Raw genomic sequence first — 19,047 nt, 5'->3', positions numbered from 1 at the left:
GCCCTTACCCGAAAATGCATGCGCTTCTTGCCCTGATTCAGGCGGCGGCACCAGCCAGCACCTGACGCAGCAGCGTTGCCACCATGCGGTTGGAGAGCAGCACCGGGGCGCCGGCATGGCGCGCCACCTCGGCCCGCATGGCTTCGGTGTAGCCCATGCAGTGCATCACCACCAGGTCGCAGCCGCGCAGCGTCTCGCCTGCCTGCGCGAAGCGATCGGTGCTTGCGTCGGTGTAGGGCGAGGCATGCGTGACGCGCAGTTCGCAGGGCACGGGCTGGATCAGATGGAAGCCGCTCACCTGGGCCTCCAGCGGCAACACGATGCCGAGCCGCTTGCAGCCCTGTGCCAGCGCCACGGTCAGGTGGTCCACCACCTGCTGCGGTTCGATGACCAGCGTGCGCATCGGCGGCAGCGCGGTGCCGGTGCATAGTGGCACCAGTGCATCGAAGCGGCCGTCGTCCAGCGAGGTCATCAGCCGGGCCAGCATGGCTTCGGCCACCGGCTTGCCCATCACCGCCTGCGTGCCGTCACGCAGGCGGCTGGCGAACCGGTATTCGCCGGGCGCGGGCGCCAGCGCGGCAATGTCTTCGCGGTTCAGCGCATCCAGGATGCCGAACTCTTCCACCGTCGCCGCCAGGCCCAGGTCGTCAACCATCTGCGGGACTATGTCGGTCCTGGGCGCCTGCCCGATGGTGACGAAGGCCACGCGCGGCTGGCGTGGGGCGGCGGCGCTCATGCCTCGGCTCCCACGGTCTGCAGGTGCGCCAATGAGCCATAGCGGCGCTGCAGCTCGGCCCACTCGGCTGCATCGTAGAAGTCGCACTGGCCCTGGCCGAACTGCTTTGCGACCTCGATGCAGAAGCGCGTCGCCACGTCGATGTCGAAGGCGTTGGTGACGCCGGTTGCGCACCCCGGCACCGTGGTCTGCGCGGTCAGCGCCACGCCTACGACCGGGGCAGGGGTCACGATGGCGGGCTGCATGATCGAATTGACATGCCACAGACCGTTCTCGTACGGCGTGATGTCCTGGGTGGTCAACGGCAACACCATCGGCAGTTCGCCACTGACCCATCCCATCAGGTCCAGCATCCGCTCCGGCAGGCGCAGCAGCCAGCCTTCCTTGGCCACCGGCGTCAGCGCCACGCCGCGGCGGTTGACGAAGCGGTTGCCGCGCGTGGTGTCAACCGACAGGATCGCCGCCATGCGCGGGTGCACCTCGTGCGACATCATCGTGCGCATCGCAAAGGGCGATTTCATCATTGGCACCGGCTGGTGCGGCCGCGTGGCGGCGTGTGGGCAGATGTGGGTATGGATGCGCACAGGACCGGCCAGCACGTCACCGCCGGCGGCCATGTCGGCCAGCTTCAGGGCGGTGGCGACCGCCACGATGGCGCCGTCGGCATCGGACACCAGGCCCGTCACGGCAGGGCGCGCACCGACGCCGCCCAGCCGGCCCACCACGCCCAGCGCGGGCGCATCCGGGTTCTGCCCGGGGACCGTGCAGGCGAGGAAATCCGTGTAGAGGCCGTTCTCTTCCACGCGCGTGACGGTGACATCGTCCACGCCGCGCGCACGCAGCAGCGAGGCGACGGCTTCGCCGTCGACATTCGCTGCCGACAGCAGCTCGATCGATTCAATAACCTGCTTGATTGACATCTTGATTCACTTCCTGGGGCTGGGGGGGCCGTACGCCGGGGCTCAGGCCGGCAGATTCAGCGCGGCAGCGACAGCGCGCCGGGCTGGACGTCGGTAATGTCCGCGCCCTTGAACCATCGCGCGGCATGGGCACCACCCATCTCGATGCGATCATTCGAGATGCGCAGCCAGTTGCCTTCGGGCAGGCCCAGCACTGGCATTTCTGGCTTCAGCACGGTGAATTCGGCAAGGCGCTGGTCGCGCGTTTCGCCGCGGAAGCCGGGCACCACAAGGTTGAAGTAGTGTGGATTGATCTGGAACGGGACCAGTGCGAGTGCATCCAGGCCGCCGGGATCGGCCACCGGCATGTCGTTGGTGGTGCTGATGGTCGGGCAGGCCAGGTTGGCGCCGGCGCTCCAGCCGATATAGCGCGCCGCACCCGATCGCACCTGTGCCGCGATGGCCGCCAGCAAGCCGCGCTCGCGCAGGCACTGCAGCAAGCGGAAGGTGTTGCCGCCGCCAACGACGATCAGTTCGGCCGCATCGATGGCGCGCGCGGCCTCGGCCGGCTCGGCCAGCCGGTGCAGTGATTGCACCGCGATGCCGGTCGGCGCGAAGGCGTCGCGGACCAGGGTTTCGTATGTGTCCCAGTCGCGTGTGACGCCGGCGAAAGGGATGAAGCAGGCAGTCTTGCGCCCATCGGCCAGTTCGCGGATCGCCGCCTGGGCGTGGACCAGGTAGCCGGCATCGCTGCTGGAGTTGCTGAGTAACAGGAGTTCCATGGGTACTTTCGGCGGTGTCTAGTTAAGCGAGGCGGCGTCAAGCCAGAGCGGGTCGCCGAGGCGCTGTCCCGCCGGTGCTACGGCTTGCACCAGCGTTTCGCGCAGCGCCCGGGCCTGGGCCTGGCTGACCTGCATCGCGGTGAACGACAGGCACAGCCCGCGCACGTCCCCCGAGAGCGGGTCTGCCAGCGTGGTGGCGACGGCGCCGATGCCGGGCATGCCTTCGTTCACGGCGATGGCGCTGCGCTCGCTGCGGGCCGTGGCCACGCGTTCGCGCAATTCGGTGACGGTGGCGGGACAGCCGGCGGGCGCATCCGGCAGCTTGCGGGCACCGGCGTAGCGCGCGCTGAATTCAGTCTCGGGCAGGCGCGACAGCAGGACCCGGCCCATTGCCGTGGTGAAGGCCGGTCGGCGTGCGCCGGGCGGCGACAGCACCTGCACCGGGTTGCTGCCGTTCAGGCGTTGCAGCACGACGGTGTCGGTGCCGTCGAGCATCGACAGGTAGGCAGTGAAGCCCGTGGCATCGGACAACGTCGCCAGGATCTCGCGGCATTGCTCGTCGAAGGGATGCGCCTGCGTTGCCGCCTGCGCCGCGCGGATCACCAGGGTGCCGGGGCGATATCGCCGCGTGGACGGCTGCAATTCCAGCAGGCGGTAGCGCACCATCTGGGCGAGCAGGCGCGAGGCCGAGCTCTTGGCCAGGCCCAGTTCGTCCAGGACATCGTTGAAAGTGATTTCGTGCCGGTCATGCCCGAACATGTCCAGCACGCTTTCCACGCCTTCAAGAATGCTCACTTCTTCACTCCGGGATTCACCTTGTACTGATTTTCTAAGGTTCCATTTTTCGGAACCATGGTTCCGGAATTCGGTTTGCAAATATTAGAGCGAGGAAGGCAGGAGCACAAGGGGTATTCCCCCGCGCAGCAACCGGGAGCGAGGCAAAAAAAGGTTCATCGCCGATTTGCGGGGTGGCTGAGGGTCGCAGAATGACCCTTCTGCGCCATTCGACTGCGCGAGGCCGAAGGGCTGATTCTGTCCGCATTTGGGACATTCAGGCTTACAGCGCGCACCGCTACGGCCAGCAGCGCCATGGCCCGGCCGGCAACCTCGGCTGCCAGTCACAACTGTAGTTCGGGCTCGCACATCAGTGGCGGCAGGGTAGTAGGCACGTAGATGCCCTGCATGTATCGCCAACCCAGGAGCGCCCGTTTCGCGCTGAAACGCAAGGAAATCGAGAACGTGCTGGCGCTGCCGTGGATCCGGCGGTGAAGTAAAGCGCCGGCGACCGGTCCGGCACCCACGGGATTGGGTGTCTTCTGATGTGGCATCAGCCGGCGTAACCGAGCCGTTCCGCGTCGGTCATGCCATCCATCCGCAGCTCATCGAACGCCGTAAGCAATGCCCGGACCTTGGGCGGCATCAGTTTCCTCGCAGGGGTCATAGCATAGACCTTCACCGGCGACGAGAGCATCGAAGGCAAAAGACGCACCAGCTCACCACGACGCATGTAATCGGCGACGAAGCTCGGCGGCAGTCTCACCACCCCCAGCCCTTCGATTGCCGATCGCACACGTATTTCCGCATTGGGTGCCCGGATGCTGGGACGAACCCTGATTCGAGCAACTTCCCTACCATTGTCGAAGACGTCCCACTGCTGGTCTTCCGCGTCCACGATGGCTGGCCAGGAATCCAGGTCTGACGGTTGCCGGGCAAGACCCAGTTTCGTGACAAGCGCCGGTGATGCGTAGAAGGCGCGGTCCATGGCGACGACTCGCTTGCTGATCAGCGAACTGTCCGGCAGTCTTGCATCGGTCTTGATGAAGGCGATGTCATATCTCTCCTCCAGCAGATCGGGCAGATCCCGGATATCGTCGATTTCAACCCGGAGCTCGGGATAATCCTTCAGTACGGATGCCAGCGCCGGCGCCAGATGGAGCCAGCCTGTTTCGTATGGCGCAGCGATTCGCAGCGTACCGGACACCTCGTGTTGACTGGATCTTGCCGCGCTTTCGACCTCGCGAAGCTGGCTAAACAACGGCGCAACACGCGCGTAAAGTAGCTCACCAAATTCCGTGACGCGCACCTTTCGCGTTGTGCGATCTAGCAATCGGCTACCAAGTCGCGCCTCCAGTCGCGCCAGCGACGAACTGACCGAAGACTTGGGAATGCCGGCACGATCGCCTGCCGCTGTTAAGCTTCCAGTCTCTACGATCCGGCAAAAGTTCTCCCAGTCACGCCAGTCCGTGACGTCATCAGGTCTTTTGTACAACATGGTTCTCTACCGCAAGATACTACCGATGAATGAGGCTAGACCGCCGCTTTGCCTATTGAAGCGCCGCCATCCACGAACAATGTCTGCCCGGTGATGAACGCGGCAGGCTCGGAAAGCAGGAATTCGATCGCCGCAGCCAGTTCATCTGGCTTGCCCAGGCGACCCATCGGCACCAGGGAAAGAAAGCGCTTCTCGGCGTCACTGCCTTGGGGCGTATTGACGCGGAACATTTCCGTCTCTACGGGGCCCGGCGCGATGGCATTCACCGTGATTCCTGTCGGCGCAAGCTCAAGTGCCCAGGTCCGTGTGAAGCTGACCATGGCGCTCTTGGCCGCGGCATAAACGGAGCGGTTCGCTACACCCAGTACGACCAGGCTCGACAAATTTACGATGCGCCCCCAGCCTCGCTCCCGCATGCCGGGAAAAAGCGCCTGAACGAGCTGGACGGCTGGGCGCAGGTTCGATCGGAAGATGTCGTCCATGACATTCAGGTCGATGCTACCAAGCGGCGCAAGCTCGATGAATCCCACATTGTTGACCACGCCATCGATAGCGTGCTCGGCCTTCAGCTTCGTCAGCGTCTCTTCGGTCGCGACGGCATCGGTCAGGTCGATCGGCACCAGAATGCCGGGAAAATCGCGGTCGGCATTGCGCGCCACCCCAATCACCTTATGCCCGGCAGACGCCAGGCGATGGGACAGGGCACGGCCGATTCCCTTGCTGGCACCGGTAATCAAAAAAGTCTTCTGTGACCTGGCATTTCCAGGTTCGGTGCGGGGAGCAATATCCCTGCGCACCCTCTTTGCATCGAAAGGTACAAAACGGTTGTAAATCGATGAGCACAAAACGCAGTTGGCCCATCAAGGCACCACAACGACTGTATGGTCTGGGGTTACGCGTGCCAAAACGCAATCGAATCGGCCGCCTGAGTACCACGAGTGTTGTGGAATTCTCGACAGAAGTTTGCACAGCAATCTCCTGAAACGCAGCTACAGGCGGCATGCCTCATACGCGGCAAGCGTGATGACTTGGTGTGGTTCGGCGAACCGTCGAACCAGTACGCGTCAGGGATAGTCACCGTGCTGGGTTGGTACAACACGTCCGAAGAGGTCGGCCAGGATAGCCAGGACCAGCAGCGCGGCGCCCGTCAGAAACAGCACCCGATGATTTCCGCCCGTCGCACCATACAAGGCCGAGAATCCGTAGGCGCCAATGGCAAGCGCGACGGCTGAAATGATGCTCGCGCGCGTCCACGCGATGTTTTGGCGTGGACCATTGTGTGGCACAAGCTCATGCACGCACGCCAGCGCAAGCGGAACCATTCCCGGCGCAAACGTGCCGATCGCCAGCGTGAGGATCCCGAGGACGTAGATATTGTCGGTGATGTAGAACGCCGCCAATACGGGCAGCATGGCCGCGCAAACGGCTCTCGCGACTGCGCGAGGACGCAGGCGATCCGCCATGTAGCCATAGAGCGGGGGTCCCACGATCGCTCCCAAGCCGTATATCGCCCAGAACAGTGCGCCCTGGTCCGCGCTGCGGCCGAGCCCGCGTGTGACGAAGTCGACCAGGAATACCATCGGTGGGACGGCCGACGCCGCCATCAGCGCATATTGACCATACAGCAGGCGGACAGCGCGGCCGAATCGGACCATGTCGTGTGTCGACGTCGGGGCATGAACTCCTTTGGCCGCAAGCTTGCCTGAAGGCCACGCGAACCAGCTTGCCGCCGTGAGAAGTGCGGACACTGCGGCGAGGCCGATCCAGGTCTGCGCCAGTCCCAGCTTGAGCAGCAGCGGAATCAGCGTTCCCGAGCCGGCAATGCCCAGTCCGAGCCCCAGGAATATGGCCCCTCCCGCAGCGCCTCTACGTGCTTGGGGCACATGCGGGAGGATCGTGCCGGCCAGCAGCACCATGACCACGCCGCCCGCCACACCTGAGATGAAGCGCCAACTGAAGTACCAGAGAAAGGACAGCGGATACGCGCAGGCAACGAAAGCCAGCGAGATCAGCACCATCATCAATCGCAAGACACGCTCGTTGGTAAGCCAGTTGGCAATGCGTCTGCCGATCAGCGCGCCCAGCACGTAGCCCGCGAGATTTGCCGCCCCGAGGTAGACAACCGTCGTTGCCGGAAACCAGTGCGACTGGATCAATTCCGGGATCAGCGGCGTAAAGGCGAAGCGCGCCAGTCCGATGCTCACTAGGCTTGCGCACAAGCCGGCAAATATATAGCGCCATACGAGCCGTCGATCGATTTCTGCCGACGTCAGGCCGGCTGCGTGAGTGGACATGTCTGATTCCCTGATTGCGACTGACCAACGGCACACGTCCCCGCAGGATCGCGCACCCCTATCTTTGACACTCGTGTCATGAATAGGCGCAATCTAGGCTAGTTTGACAGTGGTGTCAATGTTGGTGTCTAATTCCCGCTACGGACGACTACGGTGCGGGAAGACAAAAAATGGTTGGAGTTCGCCAGTTCAATGAGGATGACGTGCTGGACAAAGCCTTGACGCTGTTCTGGAGCAAGGGCTACGCGAATACGACCATGCAGCAGCTTGCGGAGGCGACAGGTGTGCAGCGTGGGTCGCTCTATAACGCGTATGGCGACAAAGAGACCCTGTTCCTGCGGGCCTTCAGCCTTTACCGTGAAAAGTATGTCGGCCAGATGCGCCTGGCGCTGGGCGAGCCACGGCTACGGGAGTCGTTGCGGAAGTTCTTCGGCTTCGTCATTACGTCGATGACGAGCGGGACGCCGACGCGTGGTTGCCTCAGTACGAAAACCGCGGTGGGTTCGGAAGATCTGGACGATGCGATTCAGATCGTACTCAAGGGCCTGCTGGACGATATCGAAGCCGCTATTTTCGAACGGTTCTCACGCGCTGATGTGGAGGGGCAACTCGCGCTGCCGGCACGCCAGGCCGCTCGGTTAATCGTCACGATGACACGGGGCCTGGTCGTCATCGAGCGTATCTATCACGATGAGAAACGTATGCGCGCAACGGCGGATTCGCTGCTGACATTGTTGCTGCGGGACTGAAAGCCCACTGGCGCGCCGGCCCATGTAGTGGACAAGTTGTCCTACCCCAATGCGTGCCACTATGCATTGCAAAGCTTCATGGGCACGTAAAGGGCAGCAAGGTAGGGGGCGGCGTGGGTCTTCGGCATCGATTCTGACGGACATCAGCGTTGCAACGCGCGGAAACGGACGGAGAACGGACATCGAGAAAATTCCAGGTTGATGTCCGTTGCTGGCCGCACTCAGCCGTCGGACCATCGGCCTTCCCCGGAAATCGGAGATGAACCAAAAAAAATGGCCCCGACGAGGGGCCAAATCTTGACTACCGGCGAGGTCGGGTCAGTGCGCCGCCATCGCGTCCGCCGACCCGCCGCCACCCTTGGCCGGCCGCGTCAGCCAGACAAAGCCGATCAGCACGAAGAACAGCACCCCTGAAATCCAGAAGATATCGTTGGCACCGAGCATGGCCGCCTGCTGGGTGATATTGCGCTCGATCACGCCCATCGCCTGCGCCTGGCCCATGCCCATCTGCATCAGGTGATTGAGCTGGTCGTGGTAGACCGGGTTGTACGAGTTGACCTGTTCCACCAGTTGCGCGTGGTGCAGGGCCGAGCGGTTTTCCCAGATGGTGGTCGAGATCGACGCCCCGATGCCGCCGAAGGTGATCCGCACGAAGTTCGACAGGCCCGAGGCTGCCGGGATCTTCTCCGGCGGCTGGCCCGACAGGATGATCGATGTCAGCGGGATGAAGAACATGGCCATGGCCGCGCCCTGGATCAGCGTGGGCACCATCAGCGTCCAGGTATCCACCTGCGTGGTGAAGCCCGAGCGCATCAGGCTGACGATGCCGAAGGTGACGAAGGCCGCGGTGGCGACCCAGCGCGCGTCCATCTTCGGCAGGTTGCGCCCGATCACCGGCGACAGCAGGATCGCGAAGATCCCGACCGGCGCCATCACGATGCCCGCATCCGTCGCGGTATAGCCGACGATGGTCTGCAGCCACAGCGGCAGGATCACCAGGTTGCCGAAGAACAGCCCGTACGCCACCGAGATCGCCACCACGCCAGCGCTGAAGTTGCGGCCCTTGAACAGGCTGATGTCGACAATGGGATGCTTCTCGTAGGTTTCCCATGCCAGGAAGAACAGGAAACCGACGATTGCCACCAGTGTGAGCACCACGATCTCAGTCGAGTGGAACCAGTCCAGCTCCTTGCCCTTGTCGAGCATCAGCTGCATCGAGCCCACCCAGATCACCAGCAGCGCCAGGCCGATGCGGTCGATCGGCAGGATCTTGGTCGGCGTCTCGCGGTCTTTGTAGATGGCCCATGTGACGTAGGCCGTGATGATGCCGACCGGCACGTTGATGTAGAAGATCCACGGCCAGGTCATGTTGTCGGAGATCCAGCCGCCCAGCAACGGGCCCATGATCGGCGCCACCAGCGTGGTCATGCCCCATAGCGCCAGCGCCATGGTGCTCTTCTGCGGCGGATAGCTCGACAGCAGCAGCGACTGCGACAGCGGGATCATCGGCCCCGCCACCGCACCCTGCAGCACCCGCGCGGCCAGCAGCGTTTCCAGGTTGGGCGCGACGCCGCACAGCCACGATGCCAGCACGAACAGCAGGATCGAGGTGATGAACAGGCGCACCGCGCCGAAGCGCGTGGTCAGCCAGCCGGTCAGCGGCACCGAGATCGCATTGGCCACCGCGAACGAGGTGATGACCCAGGTGCCCTGGTTGGGCGCCACGCCCAGGTCGCCCGAAATCGCCGGGATCGACACGTTGGCGATCGACGAGTCCAGCACGTTCATGAACGTGGCCAGCGACAGGGCGATGGTGCCAATCACCAGCTTGCCGCCGGAGAGCGGCTGCGGCTGCTGCGGCGCGGCCCGCGCCGGGCCGGCGCCGGGCTGCGCGCCGTGCGCGGCGGTGGGGGAGTTCGGCATGTTCAGGTGTTGGCAGGCTTGGCGTTGGCGGCGCTGGCCGCGGGCAGGCCGGTGCTGCGGCCGCCGTTGTTGGCGGCGATAATGCGTGCGATCAGCTGGTCGGCGTCCTGCGCGACCTTGTCATAGACATCGGTCTGCATCGGCTTGGCCGGCGCGGCGGCGGCCAGGGAGGCGCCTTCCTCGCGGCGCACGTCGACCTTGACGGTCATCGACAGGCCCACGCGCAGCGGGTGGTCCGTGAGCTGCTGCGGGTCAAGCGCGATGCGCACCGGCAGGCGCTGCACCACCTTGATCCAGTTGCCGGTGGCGTTCTGCGCCGGCAGCAGCGAGAAGGCCGAGCCGGTACCGGCCGAGAAGCCGGCGACCTTGCCCTGGTATTCCACCTTGGAGCCATACACGTCGGCTTCCAGCGTGACGGGCTGGCCGATGCGCATATGCGTGATCTGCACTTCCTTGAAGTTGGCGTCGACCCAGACCTGGTCCAGCGGCACCACGGCCATCAGCGGCGCGCCGGCGGCCACGCGCTGGCCGACCTGCACCGAGCGCTTGGCGACGTAGCCGGTCACCGGCGCGGGCATCGACGAACGCGCGAAGGCCAGGTAGGCCGAGCGCAGGTTGGCGGCGGCGCGCTGCACGTTGGGGTGCTTTTCCACCGTGGTCTGGTCGGTCAGCACCTTGTTCGAGGCCAGCTGCTCGCGCGCGGCCTGCAGCGCCGACTCGGCGCCCTTGAGCGCGGACTGCGCGTGCGAGATCTCTTCATTGGAGACCGCGCCCGAGCCGGCGATCGCCTGGCGGCGGCGCAGGTCGTCGCGGGCCTTGGCCACGTCGGCTTCGCGCAGCGCCACGTTGGCGGCGAGCGAGCCGTTGTTGACATACAGCGTGCGCACTTCGCGCACGGCCTGCGCGAGCTGCGCCTCGGCCTGTTCCAGCATCACCTGCGAATCGGCGCGGTCAAGCTGGATCAGCGGCTGGCCGGCGGTGACCAGTTGCGTGTCGTCGGCGGCGATCGACACCACGGTGCCGCCCACCAGCGGCGTGACCTGGACCACGTTGCCGGCGACATAGGCGTCGTCGGTGTTTTCGAAATGCCGGGCATACAGGCCCCAGTACACGCCGTAGCCGATGCCGGCGACGACGAGCGCCGCGGTCAGCGACAGCAGCATGCGCTTGCGCTTGCCATTGTTGCTGGTGGCCGGAGTGGGTTGGGCGGGGTGCTGGGGATTGTTGGTGCCGGCCGCTTGCTGGTTGTTGCTCATGATGTTTTCTGAAGAATCTTGTCTGCGATCACTGGGTGCGCGGATCAGCCGCGGGCGCCCGCCTGTGTGTTGTCCGGTTGCTGCGCCTGGTCGTGGCCGGCGCCCTCGTGGCCTTCGGCGGGCTCCTGGTAGCCGCCGCCGAGCGCCTTCATCAGGCCCATCTGCAGGTCCAGCCGCCGTGCCTGCAGGTCGGTCGCCAGGCGGCGCTGCTGCAACACGTTGCTTTCAGCGTTGAGCACGGTCAGTTGCGTGCCCAGCCCGGCCTTGTAGCGCATGGTGGCCAGGGCGTAGGCGTGCTCGGCCAGGTCCAGGGCTTCGCGCTGGGTCTGGATCTGTTTGTCGACGCTGCGGATGCTGGTCATGGTGTCGGCGGTCTCGCGCAGCGCGTCGACCAGGGCCTGGTTGTAGTTGGCCACGGCGATGTCGTAGCCGGCGTACTTGCCCTTCAGGTTGGCGCGCAGTTGGCCGCCTTCGAAGATCGGCAGGCGGATGGTCGGGCCGATGCCGAAGGTGCGGCTGATGCCCATCAGCAGCTTGGACGGGTCCAGCGCGGCCAGGCCGGCGAACGCGGTCAGGCTGACGTCGGGCAAAAATTCCTTCTTGGCGACATTGATGTCCTTCGATGCCGCCTCCACGCGCCAGCGTGCCGCCACCAGGTCGGGCCGGCGGCCCAGCAGGCCGATGGTCAGGTTGTCGGGCAGCGTAGGCGTGGCCTGCGCCAGCAGCACCGGACGCTGGATCTGCAGGCCGCGGTCCGGGCCCTTGCCCAGCAGCGCCGCCAGCTGGTTGCGCGCCAGTGCGATTTCCTCGTCCACGCGCTGCAGGTCGGTCTGCGATGCGGCGACAGTGCCGCGCGCCTGCGTGGTCTCGACCTGGGTATCCAGGCCGGCGGCCAGGCGCTGGCGCGACAGCTCGGTCAGGTCGCGGCGCTGGGCGATGGCGCGCTCGGCCACGTCGCGCTGGGCATAGAGTGCGGCCAGGCGCGCGTAGTTGCGCGAGATCGACGTGGCCAGGATCAGGCGCGAGGCCTGGCTTTCGGCTTCGGCGGCGCGGTCGTCGGACAGGGCGGCTTCGAGCGCGTCGCGGTTCTTGCCCCAGAAGTCGAAGTCATAGGACAGGCCTACCTGCAGGCGCGACTGGTTCTGCCACGATCCGGCCAGCGGCGTGCCCTCGAACAGGTCGTTGTTGGAGAAGCGCTGGCGCAGCAGGCTGCCTTCGAACTCCAGGTGCGGATAGAGCGCGCTGCGGGTGGCATCGGCCATCGCGCGCGAGGCTTCCACGCGGGCGAACGCGGCCTGCAGGTTGGGGTTGTCCTTGACCGCCTCATCGACCAGGGCGCTCAACTGCGGGTCATTGAACTGGGCGACCCAGTCCTGCGATGGCCACTGGCCGTGCTCGCCGGGCAGGGTTTGCGAAGTTGCCATCGCGGCCGGATCGGCCACGGTCTGGGTGCTGTGCGAATTGCCGAGCGCCGCGCACCCGGCCAGCACTGCCGCGGCCATGGCGGTCAGCGCAAGCGTGCCGGCACGGCGCGCCAGCTCGCGTGAGCCGGCGGGCTGGAGAGATTGGGAAGAGAGAGCTTGTTTCATGTTGTTGCTCCGTCGCCGGAGCTATACGGTTTCTACGGGCAGATACAGTTTCCGGTTGGCCGGACAATCCGGCGTGCCGGCGGCGCGGCGCGCAGGCCCGCTACCCGCTGTTGTTATCGATGATCCGTCGTAGCATGCTGCGCAGCGCCAGGAGCTCGTCCTCGGAAAAACCGCGAAAGTGGTGAGAAAGCACCTTGCAGAAGATGGCGGGCAGTTGTTCCACCAGTTCCTGGCCCTGTGGCGTGACCGACAGGTCGACCACGCGGCGGTCGGCGTCGCGGCGGCGGCGCTCGATCAGGCCGCGCTTTTCCATGCGGCTGAGCAGGCGCGTGACCGAACCCATGTCGGTATTCAGTTCGCGGCCAAGGTCGGTGACGGTCGAGGCGCGCCCGGTGGCCAGCATCATCAGGCAACTGGCTTGTGCGTGCGTGATGTCCAGGCTGCTGACTTCCTGCTCGACCCCGTGCGCCAGCATGTTCTTGGCGCGCTGCATCAGGTAGCCGACGCTGTCGGACATCTGGTATTGGGCGGGATCGAACTGGCCGGCCGTGGATTCGGCTGGCCGATCGGGGGAAGGGAACGGTGACATCTTTGCCTTTGCAATCTTTGCTGTGGCAAATATATGTTCACGTTTAATGATGCGCAAGAACGGAAATTTGTTATTCCACTTTTCGCAATAATTTTCCCTGGGTAAGTGACGGTTCCGGTCAACGCGTCTTGCGCCGCAACATGCTAGAATGTTGGGTTACCTCAGATTCTCCAAAGCGAGACGCAGCAATGACCCGCGCCATCCGAAATATCGCCATCATCGCCCACGTCGATCATGGCAAGACCACCCTGGTCGACCAGCTCCTGCGCCAGGCAGGCACCTTCCGCGACAACCAGCAAGTCGCCGAACGGGTGATGGACTCGAACGACCTGGAAAAGGAACGCGGGATCACGATTCTCGCGAAGAACTGTGCCGTCGAATACAACGGTACCCATATCAATATCGTCGACACCCCGGGCCACGCCGACTTCGGCGGTGAAGTGGAGCGCGTGCTGTCGATGGTCGACGGCGTGCTGCTGCTGGTCGACGCGGTCGAGGGCCCGATGCCCCAGACTCGCTTCGTCACGCGCAAGGCGCTGGCGCTGGGCCTGAAGCCGATCGTGGTGGTCAACAAGATCGACCGCCCGGGCGCGCGCCCGGACTGGGTGATCAACCAGACCTTCGACCTGTTCGACAAGCTGGGCGCCACCGACGAGCAGCTGGACTTCCCGGTGATCTACGCCTCGGGCCTGAACGGCTTTGCCGGCCTGACCGAAGACGTGCGCGACGGCGACATGAAGCCGCTGTTCGAAACCGTGCTGGACAAGGTGCCAGTGCGTGACGACGATCGGGACGGCCCGCTGCAGCTGCAGATCATCTCGCTGGACTACTCCAGCTACGTCGGCAAGATCGGCGTGGGCCGCATCTCGCGTGGCCGCGCCCGTCCGCTGCAGGACGTGGTGGTCAAGTTCGGCCCGGAAGGCAACCCGATCAAGGGTCGTATCAACCAGGTGCTGAAGTTCCAGGGCCTGGAGCGCGAGATCGTGTCCGAGGCCGAAGCCGGCGACATCGTGCTGATCAACGGCATCGAAGAACTGGGTATCGGCTGCACCGTGTGCGCGCCGGACGCCCTGGACGCGTTGCCGATGCTGAAGGTGGACGAGCCGACTCTGACCATGAACTTCTGCGTCAACACCTCGCCGCTGGCCGGCCGTGAAGGCAAGTTCGTGACCAGCCGCCAGCTGCGCGAGCGCCTGGACCGCGAACTGAAGTCCAACGTGGCACTGCGCGTCGCCGATACCGGCGACGACACCATCTTTGAAGTGTCGGGCCGCGGCGAACTGCACCTGACCATCCTGCTGGAAAACATGCGCCGCGAAGGCTACGAGCTGGCCGTGTCGCGTCCGCGCGTGGTGTTCAAGGAAATCGACGGCGTCAAGAACGAGCCGTACGAACTGCTGACCGTGGACGTCGAAGACAGCCACCAGGGCGGCGTGATGGAAGAGCTGGGCCGCCGCAAGGGCGAACTGCTCGACATGGCGTCGGACGGCAAGGGCCGTACCCGCCTGGAATACCGCATCCCGGCCCGCGGCCTGATCGGCTTCCAGGGCGAGTTCATGACGCTGACGCGCGGCACCGGCCTGATCAGCCATATCTTCGACGACTACGCACCGGTGCGCGAAGGCGGCCTGGGCGAGCGCCACAACGGCGTGCTGATCTCGCAGGACGACGGCGATGCGGTGGCCTACGCGCTGTGGAAGCTGCAGGACCGCGGCCGTATGTTCGTCAAGCCGGGCGATGCGCTGTATGAAGGCATGATCATTGGCATCCACAGCCGCGACAACGACCTGGTGGTCAACCCGATCAAGGGCAAGCAGCTGACCAACGTGCGTGCTTCGGGTACCGACGAAGCGGTGCGCCTGGTGCCGCCGATCCAGATGTCGCTCGAATATGCGGTGGAATTCATCGCCGACGACGAGCTGGTCGAGCTCACGCCCAAGAGCATCCGCCTGCGCAAGCGCCACCTGAAGGAACACGAGCGCAAGCGCGCTTCCCGCGAAGGCGCATAAGCGCTGACGCCGGCCACAAAAAACCGCGCCTTTCTGGCGCGGTTTTTTTTATCGCGTGCCGGGCAGCGGCTCCAGTGCCGGCGCCCGCGGGCTGCGCCATTCGGGCGGTTTCCACAGATAGCGCCGGTCATGGTCCCGCCACGCATCGGCGAACATGTCGCGCCATTCATGGAAGGTCAGCGTCAGCGGGTTATGGGTGCGCACCTGGCGCGTGATGCCGTACACCGGCGCCTCATGCTCGGGGACGAAGGTGCCGAACAGCCGGTCCCAGATCGTCAGCACGCCGGCGTAGTTGCGGTCGATGTACTGCGGGTTCTTCGCATGATGCACGCGATGGACCGACGGCGTGTTCAGCAGCGACTCGACCAGCGGCCAGCGCTGCCCCAGCCGCGTATGCACGAAGAACTGGAAGGCCAGGTTCAGGCCCACCGCCAGGATCACCCAGTCCGGCGTAAAGCCGATCCACGCCAGCGGAATCCAGAACAGCCACATGCCCGAGAGCGGATACGTAAGGCTCTGGCGGAACGCCGTCGAGAAATTCATGCCCTCCGACGAATGGTGCGTCACGTGCGAGGCCCACAGCCAGCGCACGCGGTGACTGGCGCGGTGGAACCAGTAATAGAGAAAGTCCTGCAGCAACAGCAGCAGGGCGAATGACCACAGCGTTTCCGGCATGGCGCGCAGGCCATGCTGATAGCACCACGCATAGACCGTGCGGATCATCAGCCAGAGGAAGAACGCATCCGAGGCCTGGTGCATCAGGGCCAGTGCCGCGTTGGAGATAGTGTCGCGCGGGCTGTAGACGGTCGGGTCGCGGCGGGCCCAGTACCAGGCTTCGGCGCCGATGGTCAGCAGGAACACTGGCGCAAAGGCCAGCAGTACGAGTCCGGGATCGAGCGATTCAGTGTTCATCTCGCCAGTTTGCATATTTCGCGTGGAATTGCCACGAGGGGTTCCTCCAAACGGCGCCGAGCGGGGCTATCGCGGCGCATCCGCCACAAGGTGGATTGCTGTACTGCCACGCAATTCTGTCACGCGTGTGAGGGCGGTGAATACCGGTAAAGGACGCGGCCAGCGCGCCGTAGTTGAACAGGGCGGCCGCGCGGCGCGCGCTCCCGAGTCCCCTGATTCCTCTTCCCCCGGAGCCCTCATGTTCAAGAACACTACCATCGGAGCCAGATTGTGGTTCCTCACCGTCGTCACAAACTTGTTGTTGTTGATTGTCGGCGCGGTGGGCTGGCTCGGCATGTCGCGCAGCAACGAGGCCACGCGCCAGATCTACCAGCAACAGCTGTCCGCCGCTGTCAACCTGGCCGAAGCGCGTTCGAACCAGTTGCTGGTGCGTGTGCTGCTCGACCAGGCCACCTTCGCCACCGACCCCGCCGATGCGAAAGCGCGCGCCGCGACCGCAGAAGGCTTTGCACGCGATTCCGAGAAAGCCTGGAAGGCCTATCTCGCCTTGCCGCGCTCGGCTGAAGAGGCCAGGGCGGTGGAGGATGTCACCGCCAGGCGCGATGCACTGTTCGGGCAGGGTGTGACGCCGATGATCGCCGCGCTGCATGCCGGCGACCGTGATAGCGTGATGAAGGCCGTGCTCGAAACCATCCCGCGGCTCGACATCGCCTTTACCGCCGTCAACACCGAACTGAACAAGCTGCAGGTCGCGAGCGCGAAGCAGGTCTACGAGGCCTCGCAACAGCGCTACTTCAACCTGTTCACGCTGTCGGTGTGCGTGCTGGCGGTGGGCCTGGTTTTCAGCACGGTGATGGCATGGCGCCTGCGCCGTTCGATCGTGCGGCCGCTCGATACGGCGATTGCGCGCTTCGAGAACATCTCGGGCGGCGACCTGAGCGTCGCGGCATCCGGCGGCGAGGTACTGGCCGACGAAACGGCACGCAACGAGACCGCGCGCATGCTCGGCATGCTGGGCCGGATGCAGGCCAGCCTGGTGGCCATGGTGGGCGACGTGCGCGGCGGTGCGGACTCGATCGCCGCAGCCAGCAAGCAGATCGCCAGCGGCAATACCGACCTGTCGCAGCGCACCGAACAGCAGGCGGCTTCGCTGGAAGAGACCGCTTCGAGCATGGAGGAACTGACCAGCACTGTGCGCCAGAATGCCGACAGCGCACGCGAGGCGCGCGCGCTTGCAACCGATGCCGCGACCCTGGCCGGGCGCGGCAGCGATGCCGTGCTGCGCGTCGTCAGTACGATGCAGTCGATCGACGCCAGCTCGGGCAAGATCGTCGACATCATCGACGTGATCGAGAAGATCGCCTTCCAGACCAACATCCTGGCCCTGAACGCAGCCGTGGAAGCCGCGCGCGCCGGCGAGCACGGCCGCGGCTTTGCCGTGGTGGCCGGCGACGTGCGCGACCTGGCGCAGCGCTGCGCCGGTGCATCGAAGGAAATCCGCACGCTGATCGGCGCCTCGGTAGCCAATGTGCGCGAAGGCTCGGAACTGGTCGATGACGCGGGCCGCGCGATGCAGGATATCGTCGATGCGGTGCAGCGTGTGAGCGCCATCATCGGCGATATCAGCTCGGCCTCTGATGAGCAGTCCAACGGCATCGAGCAGGTCAATGTGGCCGTGACGCAGATGGACAGCATGACGCAGCAGAATGCGGCGCTGGTGGAGCAGGCGGCCGCCGCGGCCGCATCGCTCGAAGACCAGGCACAGCGCCTGACGTCGCTGGTGGCGACATTCCGGCTGGCCTGATGAGCAAGGGTGGAGCGGGGCGCATGCGCAGCGTTTGCGCATGCGCCGCAAGCTGCCCACAGGGGTGCGCTTGCCTATGCGACTGGCGTAAAATCGCGAGTTGCATTGGAGGAGTACGACATGACTGAATTCGTCACGACAGAGGTCCGCGGTGGCATCGGATACCTGACGCTGAACCGCCCGCAGGCGCTCAACGCCCTGTCGCTCGACATGATCCGCGCCATCACCCGGGCGCTGCAGGCCTGGGCCGCCGCGCCCGAGGTAGTGGCCGTGGTGGTCACCGGTGCCGGCGGCAAGGCATTCTGCGCCGGCGGCGACATCCGCTATTTCCACAAGGCTGCGCACGAAGGCGATCCGCTGCTTGACCAGTTCTTTGTCGAGGAATATGCGCTCAACTTCCTGATCCACCGCTACGCCAAGCCCTATATCGCGCTGATGGATGGCGTGGTGATGGGCGGCGGCATGGGCATCTCGCAAGGGGCCAGGCTGCGCCTTGTCACCGATCGCACCAAGATGGCGATGCCGGAAACCAATATCGGCCTGTTCCCGGATGTGGGCGGCGGCTGGTTCCTGGCGCGCACGCCGGGGCGCATCGGCGAGTACCTGGGCCTGACCGGCACCGTGATCCACGCCGCCGACGCGCTCTACGCCGGGCTGGCCGACGCCTACCTGCCGGGCAACCGCCTCGCGGAACTGGTCGATTCGCTGCGCACGCAGCAGTTTGCCAGCGGCGACGCGGTGCTGGCCCACATCGAAGGCTTCACCGCCACGCACCGCAATGATTGCGCACCGGCGCAAAGCGCGCTGGCCGGGCTGTCGGCACAGATCGACAGCCTGTTCGCGGGCAGCACCATGCCGGACATCCTTGCCGCCGTCAGCGACGCCCCGGGCGACTGGGCCGCGCAGACCGCCGCCATGCTGCGCAGCCGCTCGCCGCTGATGCTGTGCGTGACGCTGGAGCAGATCCGCCGCGCACGCAGCATGTCGCTGGACGACGAGCTGCGCATGGAGCTGGACATGATGTACTACGTGTTCCGCAAGGGCGACGGCGTTGAAGGCATCCGCGCGCTGGCCGTCGACAAGGACCACAAGCCGCGCTGGCAGCATGCCCGGCCCGATGAAGTCAGCCGCGAAAAGGTGATGTCGTTTTTCGACAGCCCGTGGCGCGCCGGGGAGCATCCGCTGGTGGCGCTCGGCAAGAATGCGTGACATCCGCTGCGCAGGACATGCCGG

At 65.1% G+C, this 19,047-nt stretch carries 16 protein-coding genes; 4 read left to right on the top strand and 12 right to left on the bottom strand.

Annotated features, from left to right (window positions below; translation table 11 throughout):
• Nucleotides 1–37: 37 nt before the first annotated feature.
• From DN412_RS08640 to DN412_RS08610, 7 genes are all read right to left on the bottom strand, one after another.
• On the bottom strand, nucleotides 38–736 hold the full coding sequence (locus tag DN412_RS08640) for an AroM family protein (RefSeq protein ID WP_115014117.1): 699 nt from the start codon (nucleotides 734–736) through the stop codon (nucleotides 38–40).
• Nucleotides 733–1,656: a DUF1177 domain-containing protein gene (locus DN412_RS08635; RefSeq protein ID WP_115014116.1), complete on the bottom strand. Its 924-nt coding sequence runs from the start codon at nucleotides 1,654–1,656 to the stop codon at nucleotides 733–735. The genes DN412_RS08640 and DN412_RS08635 overlap by 4 nt, the downstream gene beginning before the upstream one ends.
• 56 nt (nucleotides 1,657–1,712) lie before the next feature.
• Nucleotides 1,713–2,417, bottom strand: a complete 705-nt coding sequence (gene pepE / locus DN412_RS08630; RefSeq protein WP_115014115.1) for a dipeptidase PepE — start codon at nucleotides 2,415–2,417, stop codon at nucleotides 1,713–1,715.
• Nucleotides 2,418–2,435: 18 nt separating this feature from the next.
• Complete coding sequence (locus tag DN412_RS08625) at nucleotides 2,436–3,212, bottom strand: IclR family transcriptional regulator (RefSeq protein WP_115014114.1); 777 nt, start codon at nucleotides 3,210–3,212, stop codon at nucleotides 2,436–2,438.
• Between the two features lie 532 nt (nucleotides 3,213–3,744).
• Nucleotides 3,745–4,689 (bottom strand): LysR family transcriptional regulator, encoded by a 945-nt coding sequence (locus tag DN412_RS08620; RefSeq protein ID WP_115014113.1) that lies wholly within the window; start codon nucleotides 4,687–4,689, stop codon nucleotides 3,745–3,747.
• Between the two features lie 35 nt (nucleotides 4,690–4,724).
• The gene (locus DN412_RS08615; protein ID WP_115014196.1) at nucleotides 4,725–5,474 is read right to left on the bottom strand and encodes an SDR family oxidoreductase; all 750 of its coding nucleotides are present in this window, start codon (nucleotides 5,472–5,474) and stop codon (nucleotides 4,725–4,727) included.
• A 279-nt stretch (nucleotides 5,475–5,753) separates the two neighbouring features.
• Nucleotides 5,754–6,983 carry a YbfB/YjiJ family MFS transporter gene (locus DN412_RS08610; protein ID WP_115014112.1) on the bottom strand — a complete coding sequence of 410 codons (1,230 nt, stop codon included), beginning with the start codon at nucleotides 6,981–6,983 and terminating at the stop codon, nucleotides 5,754–5,756.
• A 203-nt stretch (nucleotides 6,984–7,186) separates the two neighbouring features.
• On the opposite strand from DN412_RS08610, the gene DN412_RS08605 reads away from it, so the two are divergent.
• The gene (locus DN412_RS08605) at nucleotides 7,187–7,732 is read left to right on the top strand and encodes a TetR/AcrR family transcriptional regulator (RefSeq protein ID WP_341868063.1); all 546 of its coding nucleotides are present in this window, start codon (nucleotides 7,187–7,189) and stop codon (nucleotides 7,730–7,732) included.
• Nucleotides 7,733–8,050: 318 nt separating this feature from the next.
• Here DN412_RS08605 and DN412_RS08600 read toward each other — a convergent pair whose 3' ends face one another.
• From DN412_RS08600 to DN412_RS08585, 4 genes are all read right to left on the bottom strand, one after another.
• Nucleotides 8,051–9,655 (bottom strand): DHA2 family efflux MFS transporter permease subunit, encoded by a 1,605-nt coding sequence (locus DN412_RS08600; RefSeq protein WP_244222595.1) that lies wholly within the window; start codon nucleotides 9,653–9,655, stop codon nucleotides 8,051–8,053.
• Between the two features lie 2 nt (nucleotides 9,656–9,657).
• Nucleotides 9,658–10,911, bottom strand: coding sequence for an HlyD/EmrA/EmrK family protein (locus tag DN412_RS08595; RefSeq protein WP_115014110.1), 1,254 nt, complete (start codon nucleotides 10,909–10,911; stop codon nucleotides 9,658–9,660).
• A 44-nt stretch (nucleotides 10,912–10,955) separates the two neighbouring features.
• On the bottom strand, nucleotides 10,956–12,500 hold the full coding sequence (locus DN412_RS08590) for an efflux transporter outer membrane subunit (RefSeq protein WP_115014109.1): 1,545 nt from the start codon (nucleotides 12,498–12,500) through the stop codon (nucleotides 10,956–10,958).
• Nucleotides 12,501–12,600: 100 nt separating this feature from the next.
• A complete protein-coding gene (locus DN412_RS08585) occupies nucleotides 12,601–13,089 on the bottom strand; it encodes a MarR family winged helix-turn-helix transcriptional regulator (protein WP_115014108.1) in 489 nt (162 codons plus the stop codon).
• A 188-nt stretch (nucleotides 13,090–13,277) separates the two neighbouring features.
• Here DN412_RS08585 and typA point away from each other — a divergent pair, with 188 nt between their 5' ends.
• Nucleotides 13,278–15,098 (top strand): translational GTPase TypA, encoded by a 1,821-nt coding sequence (gene typA, locus DN412_RS08580; RefSeq protein ID WP_115014107.1) that lies wholly within the window; start codon nucleotides 13,278–13,280, stop codon nucleotides 15,096–15,098.
• Nucleotides 15,099–15,146: 48 nt separating this feature from the next.
• On the opposite strand, the gene DN412_RS08575 is transcribed toward typA, so the two are convergent.
• Nucleotides 15,147–16,010, bottom strand: coding sequence for a sterol desaturase family protein (locus tag DN412_RS08575; protein ID WP_115014106.1), 864 nt, complete (start codon nucleotides 16,008–16,010; stop codon nucleotides 15,147–15,149).
• A 238-nt stretch (nucleotides 16,011–16,248) separates the two neighbouring features.
• On the opposite strand from DN412_RS08575, the gene DN412_RS08570 reads away from it, so the two are divergent.
• On the top strand, nucleotides 16,249–17,814 hold the full coding sequence (locus DN412_RS08570) for a methyl-accepting chemotaxis protein (RefSeq protein ID WP_115014105.1): 1,566 nt from the start codon (nucleotides 16,249–16,251) through the stop codon (nucleotides 17,812–17,814).
• A 120-nt stretch (nucleotides 17,815–17,934) separates the two neighbouring features.
• Nucleotides 17,935–19,023 (top strand): enoyl-CoA hydratase/isomerase family protein, encoded by a 1,089-nt coding sequence (locus DN412_RS08565; RefSeq protein WP_115014104.1) that lies wholly within the window; start codon nucleotides 17,935–17,937, stop codon nucleotides 19,021–19,023.
• The last annotated feature ends 24 nt before the right edge of the window (nucleotides 19,024–19,047 follow it).

The organism is Cupriavidus lacunae (assembly GCF_003353055.1).
Lineage (GTDB): Bacteria > Pseudomonadota > Gammaproteobacteria > Burkholderiales > Burkholderiaceae > Cupriavidus > Cupriavidus lacunae.
Note: the sequence above shows the minus strand (reverse complement) of the source record. Positions and strands in the feature narration are given on the sequence as shown.

Coding starts and splice junctions, on each gene's coding strand:
- DN412_RS08590 (WP_115014109.1), bottom strand. CDS start 12,500: ATGAAACAAGCTCTCTCTTCCCAATCTCTCCAGCCCGCCGGCTCACGC.
- DN412_RS08570 (WP_115014105.1), top strand. CDS start 16,249: ATGTTCAAGAACACTACCATCGGAGCCAGATTGTGGTTCCTCACCGTC.
- pepE (WP_115014115.1), bottom strand. CDS start 2,417: ATGGAACTCCTGTTACTCAGCAACTCCAGCAGCGATGCCGGCTACCTG.
- DN412_RS08595 (WP_115014110.1), bottom strand. CDS start 10,911: ATGAGCAACAACCAGCAAGCGGCCGGCACCAACAATCCCCAGCACCCC.
- DN412_RS08620 (WP_115014113.1), bottom strand. CDS start 4,689: ATGTTGTACAAAAGACCTGATGACGTCACGGACTGGCGTGACTGGGAG.
- DN412_RS08640 (WP_115014117.1), bottom strand. CDS start 736: ATGAGCGCCGCCGCCCCACGCCAGCCGCGCGTGGCCTTCGTCACCATC.
- DN412_RS08585 (WP_115014108.1), bottom strand. CDS start 13,089: ATGTCACCGTTCCCTTCCCCCGATCGGCCAGCCGAATCCACGGCCGGC.
- DN412_RS08635 (WP_115014116.1), bottom strand. CDS start 1,656: ATGTCAATCAAGCAGGTTATTGAATCGATCGAGCTGCTGTCGGCAGCG.
- DN412_RS08610 (WP_115014112.1), bottom strand. CDS start 6,983: ATGTCCACTCACGCAGCCGGCCTGACGTCGGCAGAAATCGATCGACGG.
- DN412_RS08600 (WP_244222595.1), bottom strand. CDS start 9,655: ATGCCGAACTCCCCCACCGCCGCGCACGGCGCGCAGCCCGGCGCCGGC.
- DN412_RS08575 (WP_115014106.1), bottom strand. CDS start 16,010: ATGAACACTGAATCGCTCGATCCCGGACTCGTACTGCTGGCCTTTGCG.
- DN412_RS08565 (WP_115014104.1), top strand. CDS start 17,935: ATGACTGAATTCGTCACGACAGAGGTCCGCGGTGGCATCGGATACCTG.
- typA (WP_115014107.1), top strand. CDS start 13,278: ATGACCCGCGCCATCCGAAATATCGCCATCATCGCCCACGTCGATCAT.